9 protein-coding genes are annotated in these 7,285 nt (G+C 31.9%); 7 read left to right on the forward strand and 2 right to left on the reverse strand.

What is annotated here, in order from left to right:
- Nucleotides 1-30 precede the first annotated feature (30 nt).
- From B5X64_RS16605 to B5X64_RS16625, 5 genes are all read left to right on the forward strand, one after another.
- Complete coding sequence (locus B5X64_RS16605) at nucleotides 31-603, forward strand: RNA polymerase sigma factor (protein WP_079466306.1); 573 nt, start codon at nucleotides 31-33, stop codon at nucleotides 601-603.
- Nucleotides 587-1,429 (forward strand): HEAT repeat domain-containing protein, encoded by an 843-nt coding sequence (locus B5X64_RS16610; protein ID WP_079466307.1) that lies wholly within the window; start codon nucleotides 587-589, stop codon nucleotides 1,427-1,429. Before B5X64_RS16605 ends, B5X64_RS16610 begins: the two co-directional genes overlap by 17 nt.
- 130 nt (nucleotides 1,430-1,559) lie before the next feature.
- On the forward strand, nucleotides 1,560-2,357 hold the full coding sequence (locus B5X64_RS16615; RefSeq protein WP_123920899.1) for a DUF4097 family beta strand repeat-containing protein: 798 nt from the start codon (nucleotides 1,560-1,562) through the stop codon (nucleotides 2,355-2,357).
- Nucleotides 2,354-3,076, forward strand: coding sequence for a DUF4097 family beta strand repeat-containing protein (locus B5X64_RS16620; RefSeq protein ID WP_079466309.1), 723 nt, complete (start codon nucleotides 2,354-2,356; stop codon nucleotides 3,074-3,076). Before B5X64_RS16615 ends, B5X64_RS16620 begins: the two co-directional genes overlap by 4 nt.
- Nucleotides 3,077-3,091: 15 nt before the next feature.
- The gene (locus B5X64_RS16625; protein ID WP_079466310.1) at nucleotides 3,092-3,475 is read left to right on the forward strand and encodes a barstar family protein; all 384 of its coding nucleotides are present in this window, start codon (nucleotides 3,092-3,094) and stop codon (nucleotides 3,473-3,475) included.
- 129 nt (nucleotides 3,476-3,604) lie between these two features.
- On the opposite strand, the gene B5X64_RS16630 is transcribed toward B5X64_RS16625, so the two are convergent.
- A complete protein-coding gene (locus B5X64_RS16630; RefSeq protein WP_079466311.1) occupies nucleotides 3,605-3,961 on the reverse strand; it encodes a diacylglycerol kinase family protein in 357 nt (118 codons plus the stop codon).
- Between the two features lie 75 nt (nucleotides 3,962-4,036).
- Between B5X64_RS16630 and B5X64_RS16635 the strand changes: the two genes are divergently transcribed.
- Nucleotides 4,037-4,651 (forward strand): hypothetical protein, encoded by a 615-nt coding sequence (locus B5X64_RS16635; RefSeq protein WP_123920897.1) that lies wholly within the window; start codon nucleotides 4,037-4,039, stop codon nucleotides 4,649-4,651.
- A gap of 83 nt (nucleotides 4,652-4,734) precedes the next feature.
- On the forward strand, nucleotides 4,735-5,865 hold the full coding sequence (gene dnaN / locus B5X64_RS16640; RefSeq protein WP_079466313.1) for a DNA polymerase III subunit beta: 1,131 nt from the start codon (nucleotides 4,735-4,737) through the stop codon (nucleotides 5,863-5,865).
- A gap of 451 nt (nucleotides 5,866-6,316) precedes the next feature.
- On the opposite strand, the gene B5X64_RS16645 is transcribed toward dnaN, so the two are convergent.
- Nucleotides 6,317-7,039 (reverse strand): hypothetical protein, encoded by a 723-nt coding sequence (locus tag B5X64_RS16645; protein WP_079466314.1) that lies wholly within the window; start codon nucleotides 7,037-7,039, stop codon nucleotides 6,317-6,319.
- Nucleotides 7,040-7,285: the final 246 nt, after the last annotated feature.

The following is a 7,285-nucleotide window of genomic DNA, read 5'->3' on the forward strand; positions in this document are numbered from 1 at the left end:
ATAGGAATAACAAACAATAACTAATAATTTTTGAAAACAAAAACAGTAAATATCAGTGACAGGGAATTGTTGGAGCTATGCGGTTCCGGAAACAATTCCGGATATTCTCTGCTTTATCAACGTTATTCCAAAGCGGTTTTCAATTCTATTTTTCGTATTGTGAATGATAGGGAAGATGCAGAAGATATTCTTCAGGAGGTTTTTCTGAAAGCTTTTTCTGAAATAAAATCTTTAAAAAATACCGATAGTTTCGGAGGATGGATTAAACGTATAGGAATCAATCACTCGCTTACTTTTCTTCGGAAAAAGAAAATTTATTTTGCGGAAATTGATGATGATAAAATGTTGGATATTAATGATGATGAATTGGATGAAAAACTGGCTTTAGAAACTCGCGTAGAAGAACTTCAGGACGCTATTGCAGGGCTTCCGTTACAGATAAGGACAATTGTAAATCTTCTTCTGTTTGAAGAAATGTCGCAGGAAGAGGTGGCAAAAAGTCTAAATATTCCGCACGGTACAGTAAGGAGTTACTATCACCGCGCTAAAAAGAAAATTTTTGAAAAACTAACTCAAAAATGTCAAAATGAAAGATTCGCTTAAAAAATATATTCAAGACCATCGCGAGGAGTTTGATACGCTCGAAGCTCCGGAAGATACGTTTGACAAAATAATGTCCAGACTGAATGAGACAGCAGTTTCTGAAGAAAAAACCGTTCCCTTATTTTCGTGGAAAAAATGGAGTGTTGCTGCTTCTGTAGCTGTAGTTTTTAGTGTTGGACTTTATGCTTTTTGGAATCACAGAGAAGGTGAAAAAACAATGATTGCGGTTCATGAAAAACTTAAGGAAAATGGAAGTGCAGTTGATGTTTTAAATCAAAAAAATGATTTGAAAACTGTGAAAATAGAAACTATAATACAACAAAATACAGGCAAAGCTTTCACAAAAAATAATTCAGATTATTCTCGGAAAATAGTAGAAACTAAAAGTCTTGCTCAGAATGATAATCTTGAGAACGAAAGTAATTTTGATGAGCTGAAAGCTTTAGAATTGATAAATAATCAGCATTCTGCAAGTTCAAGGTTACGAGGAATTGATTTACTGAAGAGTTTTTCAGCTTCCGATGAAAAAATTATCAATATTTTATCTGAAAAGGCACTTTCAGATGAAAATACAAATGTAAGATTGGCTGCTGTTGAAGCTTTATCTGTACATATTGAAAATACAGAGGTTAGTCAAAATATTCGACAGATTTTTCTCAATCAGGATGATCCTATTGTGCAAAAAGAGCTTATTGCTATTTTATCCGAAAAAAATCTATCCAAATTGAATGGTGAAGTGAGCGCAAAATTGAAAGAACTTACTCTGGATCCTACAACGGCTGTTTTCGTAAAAGACGAAGCGTATGCGGTTTTAATGAGATATTAAAAGCTTTTATATATAAACTAGTAAATTATTAACAAATTAAACATTATGAAATCGCCATTATTGGAAAATACAAACACGTGTAAAGATATAGCGATAACATATGACAATTAAAAAACAATAAAATCTGCATATGAAAAAGATATATTTAATGTTATTTGCTTTGATGACGCTTTCTGTACATGCGCAAGAAGACGCTGAGCAACCCAACGCTACACAAGAAAGTTCTAAAACTTATAAAATCAAAAAAAGTAAAGGCAAACTACTCCTTAATTTAGGTCAAGTAACGGTGGAAGGTTACAAGGGGAGCGAAATCATTTTTTCGGTAAAAGGCGAAGATCAGGATGAAGATAAACGTGCCGAAGGGCTGCAAATCGTTAATTCTTTAGGACTTGTAGATAATACAGGACTTGGAATTAATGTAAGTGAAAAAGATGGAATATTGGAAGTTAATTCTTTGAAAAAAATGTCTTTTCCGGACGTAAAAATTTTAGTTCCTGAAAACGTTATTATTTCATTTAAACATCAGTCACAATATGGAGGAGATATAGTTTTCAAAAATATTCAGAATGAAATTGAAATTGCAACCACATATAACAATATCAAGCTGGAAAATATTACGGGTCCAGCAACGGTAAAATCTATTTACGGAAAAGTAGAAGCGGTTTTTAGTCAAAATACAAAAGGACCTTTGTCGATTATTTCCGTGTATGGTCTTGCTGATGTTACGCTTCCTAAATCGGTAAAAGCTAATTTGAAAACGACAACTTCTTATGGTGAAATTTATATGTCTCCGGATTTTAAAATTGATGTTGAGAAGAAAGATGGCTTGGTACGTCATGGCGATGAACTGATTGGAAAAGTGAACGGCGGCGGTACTACTATTGAAGTTCGTTCCGATTACAGTAAAGTTTATTTAAGAGCGAAATGAGAACGGTACTAATTTTTGCAGTGAGTTTGATTTTCGGTCTTAGTGCAGCACAAACAAAGATTAATAAAAGTTTTTCTACAGATAAAAATCAAAAAATATCGTTGAAGTTTGATTATCCCGAATTGATCAAGATCAGCACTTGGGATAAGCCTGAAGTTCAAATCTTGGGAACAGTTAATATTAATGAGAATGAAAGCAATGAAGCTTTTCAGATAAAAGAATCTAAAGAAGGAAATTCTCTGGTTATTGAAGGTAAAATAGCTGAAATGAAGAATATTCCTCATCGAATCAAGGTTGAAAAAGATAATAAAAAACTGATTTTTAAAACTCGTGAAGAGTATCAAAAGTATTGTAAAGAAAATAATGTAACGTTTAATTCGATGAACAATGGCGTTGATGTGGATATCAAATTAGAAATAAAAGTTCCGAAATCTTTAATGACTCAGATAGAATCTCAATATGGTTTGGTTGAAGTGAAAGATTTTGGCGGAACAATCAATGTGAATGCGATATACGGTGGAATTGATGCCACGGTTTTGGATAAAAATGTTGGAAAGCTTTCTGCGGAAACCCATTTTGGACAAATTTATTCAAATTTAGATACCAAATTCACAGGAAAAGATTCGGATGATTTTCGTACTTTAGTTACGGCAACATTTGGAAACGGACCACAATATAATCTGGAATCCAAATACGGAAATATTTATCTAAGAAAATAATATTGGTAGTATTTAATGAAAAACGAAATTCATCATAAGAAAATGACTGTCATCAATGGCGGTCATTTTTCAGATTTGGAAGGCTTTTACGAAGAAATTTCTCAACTTTTTATGAAAGATGAAGATTGGAAAGTCGGAACTCTGGATGGTTTTGATGATATTCTGTACGGAGTTGAAACAGATATTACTTGGAAAGACTCTCAAAAGTCGAAAGAAGATTTAGGTCTTGATTTAACTAAAGAATTTTATGAAAATAAGATCAAACAAGGGAAACCTTTCAATGTACAATTGATTCAGCAAAAATTGGATGAACTGATTGCCGGAAACGGACAGACTTTATTTGAAATTTTAATTGAGATCATAGAATCGCATAAAAATATTACATTGATTTTAGATTGATCTTTAAACACAAATTACACGAATGTTTTGCACAAATAACACAAAATATCTGTGAAGATCTGAGAGATCTGTGGGAATTAATGGTTTGACTTGATATTGCTTCGTCGCTTGTCTCCTCGCAATGACTATTTAATTGAAAATATATTTCCAATACACCAAAACTCCAACAATCATAGAAAGTATCGACATCAAAGTAACAGCTCCTGCAGAAACATCTTTTATAAAGCCAATTCTTTTATCAAATTCAGGTTGAATGATATCACAAATTTTCTCGATTGCTGTATTGAAAATTTCAGCTGCTAAAACTCCAAAACAAACGATAAGGATGAGAATTGTATCAAAACTTGACAGTTTTAGATAAAAAATCAGAAAAATATTGATGAAAAAGGCGAAAACTTCAAGCTGAAAGTTTCTTTCAGATCTAAGCATAAAGAAAATACCTCGAAAAGCATTCAGAAAACTTTTATGAATAGGAGGTTTGCGCATTTTTTTCTTTTTTACAAATATAGAAAAAAGGACAAGATTTTAATTTTTCTCTTATATTTGACAAATTTAATTTTAATGATGAAAAATGTATTTCTTTTATTAGGTTTAGTGATTTCTACCGGCCTTTTTTCACAGGATTATAAGAAGAAAATTGCTAAATCTTCTTGCGATTGCGTGAAGTCAATTAAGACCGAGGGGAAAAATGGTTCGGCAATAACTGCAGAGCTTGGAGTATGTATGCTTAAAGCTACAATGCCATTTTCAAAAGAAATCAAAAAAGATTATAATATCGATCCTACAGCTGATATTGCAGATACTGAGAAAATGGAACAGTTGGGAATAAAAATGGGAATTCTCATGGCGGAAGAATGTCAGGAAGAGTTTTTGAAAATAGCTCAATATGCTGATGAGGAAGCGGGAGGAAAAGAGTCTTCAGAACTTTTAATAAACGGAACGGTCTCTAAAATTGAGAAAGAAAACTTTATTGTTTTCCATGTGGTAGGAGAAAATAAGATTTTGAATAAGCTTTATTGGATCTCTTCTGTAGATTCCAATTTAGATTTACCTAAAGAATATCAAACCTTGATGAACAGAAAAGTTAGCATCAGCTATTTTACGATGGAGATTTTTGATCCGAAAATTAACGACTACAAAACCCTGAATATTATTTCGACACTTAAAACAGAATAATGACATTTGTTAATAACTCTCAGGATTATTCTTTTCTATCTGTTTTCTATTTGTTATATTTGTAGAAACTTATTTTTAAATCTATGAAATTTATTATTTCAAGTGGTGAACTGCAGAAGGCTTTGCAAACTGTAAGTGGCGTAATATCAAGCTCTCAATCGAGACCGATTTTAGAAAACTATCTTTTTGAACTCAACGAAAACATCGTTACCATTACTGCATCTGATGGCGAAACAACACTTATTACTTCTTTGGAGGTAAAGTCAGACGATTCTGGTAAGTTTGCGGTTCCAGCTAAGATTTTTCAAGATTTTATAAAAACGTACGGCGAGCAGCCTCTTACTTTGGTGGTGAAAGACAATGCTGAAGGTACGGGTAGTTTGCTTGAAATTTTAGACGAAAAAGATAATTTTGCTGTGGCTTTAGATAACGCAGATGATTATCCTGAAATTCCGGAATTTGATATTTCTCAAAGTGTCACAATGCCTGCAGGAGTTTTGTCTGAAGCTTTAACCAACACCCTTTTTGCAACAAGTAACGATTCTCTTCGTCCGGTAATGACAGGAGTTTTGTTCCAGTTTGGGGAAAACGAAACCAATTTTGTTTCTACAGATTCTCACAGATTGGTAGTGTACAAAAGAACAGATTTGATGAATGCCGAACCAATGGAATTTATCATGCCTAAAAAACCGTTGAATATTTTCAAAAATATTTTAGCAAGCTCAAATGAAGATCTTACGATTGACTTCAACGAGAATATGGCTAAATTTACTTTTGGTAAACATATCTGGATTTGTAGATTAATTGACGGAAAATATCCTAACTATACTGCGGTAATTCCAAAAGAGAACCCGAATGTTTTGACGATCAACAGAAACCTTTTATTAGGTGCGATTAAGAGAGCGTCGATCATGTCTAATAAATCAACCAATCAGGTAAGATTCAAATTATCTGCTAATATTCTTCACCTTCACGCAGAAGATACAGAATATGCAAACAAAGCAGATATGCAGATTCCTTGTGATTATAACGGAGAAGATATCAATATCGGTTTCAGTTCTAAATTCTTAACAGAAATGTTGGGCATTTTGGGAGCAGACGATATCACAATGAAAATGTCTCAGCCAAACAGACCGGGAATCATCGAGCCTCTTGATGGTCTTGAAGAAAACGAAAATATCTTAATGTTATCAATGCCTGTAATCGGATTGTAAGATTTAAGAAAAATATATATAAAAAGGATTTCAAATTTTTGAGATCCTTTTTACGTATATTATGCAGTATTTTTGTATTTGAAAATTGATTTAATCTTAAAAAATACTCGTAAAATAATTGTATTAATTTTTGACAATGATGTAAAGTATTGAAATAGAGTATGTTATACTTAGATCCCTCTTCGGAGTGGGGGAACGACTCTTCGAAATGCTTGATTATCCCTTCGAAATGGTTTGCTCTCCATTCTTAATACTTGAACAGTCTAACGAAGTCTTTGTTTGTTTAAACTGAATGATTGAAGCTTAATCCGAAGAAATTAATGCGTGCATGGAAGTGTATTCTTGGAAATTTTTGATTGTTGGGTTTCTTATGTGAAATTAGATTTAGCCTAAAATTCCAATTGCTCTTTGCTTCGTATTTTGAAAAACCTATGTTAAGCAGAGTTGAGAATTATTTGTTAAACTTAATAATAGTGTTGCCACTTACGAAAGATCCTTCACGGATTAAATTAATTTTTAAAAGTTCCTCATACAGTCTTCCTTTGTTTCTGAAAAGCTTCTTTATAATTTTTGATGTTATTTTATCTAAAATATCTTCAAGGATCTTATCAAATGCTTTTATTGACTTTTCCAAATCATAATACTCAAAATGATTTTGGTTTCTTAATAGCGTAATTTTATCAAATTGTAAATCTGCTCTTACAATTTCATAAACATCAAATTTATGTTCTGAATCCTCTTTAATAATAGAGTAATTTGAAGGATGTGAAGCAATTTTATTTCTTAACAAAATTATTTCTGATTGCTTTAAGTTTTGGATAAATTCTTTAGAATTTGGAAGTTTGAAAATTTCAAGCAGATTTTCGATTGCTATTTTTTGTTGATAGATAGAATTTAGTAATCCATACAGACGCAGATATCTTTCACCAATATCCCTATGTCTTGAAGGACCTTGAAGTCCGAATTGATTAAAAGATGTTTTAGCTATTTCAGTATCATTTATCACATAATAAGAATTCAGCATAATATTCCATCCGAATTTATTCTCAAAGCAGAAATATTTTTGTACATCTTCTCTAAAGGATTTTTTAGATTTTTCTCCATCCCACTTTAATGCAAAATTGCTTAAAATTTCTTTTTGTATATCGATGAATTTTTCAATTATTGTGTCCATAAAAAATTGCGTCTAACGGAAAAAGACTAAACAAAGCTGATTCTTTTTTTAGATTGTCTAAATTAAAGAAAAAAATAATATGAAAAGCAGCGGCGAATAAAAAAATGGAGTACTCCAACTTTTCCCTAACCTCAGCATTTTGACAATACAATGTTGAACTAAACCTCCGGTAGCTTTTCCCTTCGCTGTTTTATTAACTTTGGTAAAACAACAAAAAATCTTTAAAATGGCTACAAAAAAAAATCT

The sequence above is a fragment of the Chryseobacterium balustinum genome, assembly GCF_900168205.1.
Classification (GTDB): Bacteria; Bacteroidota; Bacteroidia; order Flavobacteriales; family Weeksellaceae; genus Chryseobacterium; species Chryseobacterium balustinum.

What these genes read in the sequence shown, in the direction of transcription:
- B5X64_RS16615 (WP_123920899.1), top strand. Translation starts at nt 1,560, where the DNA reads ATGAAAAAGATATATTTAATGTTATTTGCTTTGATGACGCTTTCTGTA.
- B5X64_RS16630 (WP_079466311.1), bottom strand. Translation starts at nt 3,961, where the DNA reads ATGCGCAAACCTCCTATTCATAAAAGTTTTCTGAATGCTTTTCGAGGT.
- B5X64_RS16625 (WP_079466310.1), top strand. Translation starts at nt 3,092, where the DNA reads ATGAAAAACGAAATTCATCATAAGAAAATGACTGTCATCAATGGCGGT.
- B5X64_RS16620 (WP_079466309.1), top strand. Translation starts at nt 2,354, where the DNA reads ATGAGAACGGTACTAATTTTTGCAGTGAGTTTGATTTTCGGTCTTAGT.
- B5X64_RS16645 (WP_079466314.1), bottom strand. Translation starts at nt 7,039, where the DNA reads ATGGACACAATAATTGAAAAATTCATCGATATACAAAAAGAAATTTTA.
- B5X64_RS16610 (WP_079466307.1), top strand. Translation starts at nt 587, where the DNA reads ATGAAAGATTCGCTTAAAAAATATATTCAAGACCATCGCGAGGAGTTT.
- dnaN (WP_079466313.1), top strand. Translation starts at nt 4,735, where the DNA reads ATGAAATTTATTATTTCAAGTGGTGAACTGCAGAAGGCTTTGCAAACT.
- B5X64_RS16635 (WP_123920897.1), top strand. Translation starts at nt 4,037, where the DNA reads ATGATGAAAAATGTATTTCTTTTATTAGGTTTAGTGATTTCTACCGGC.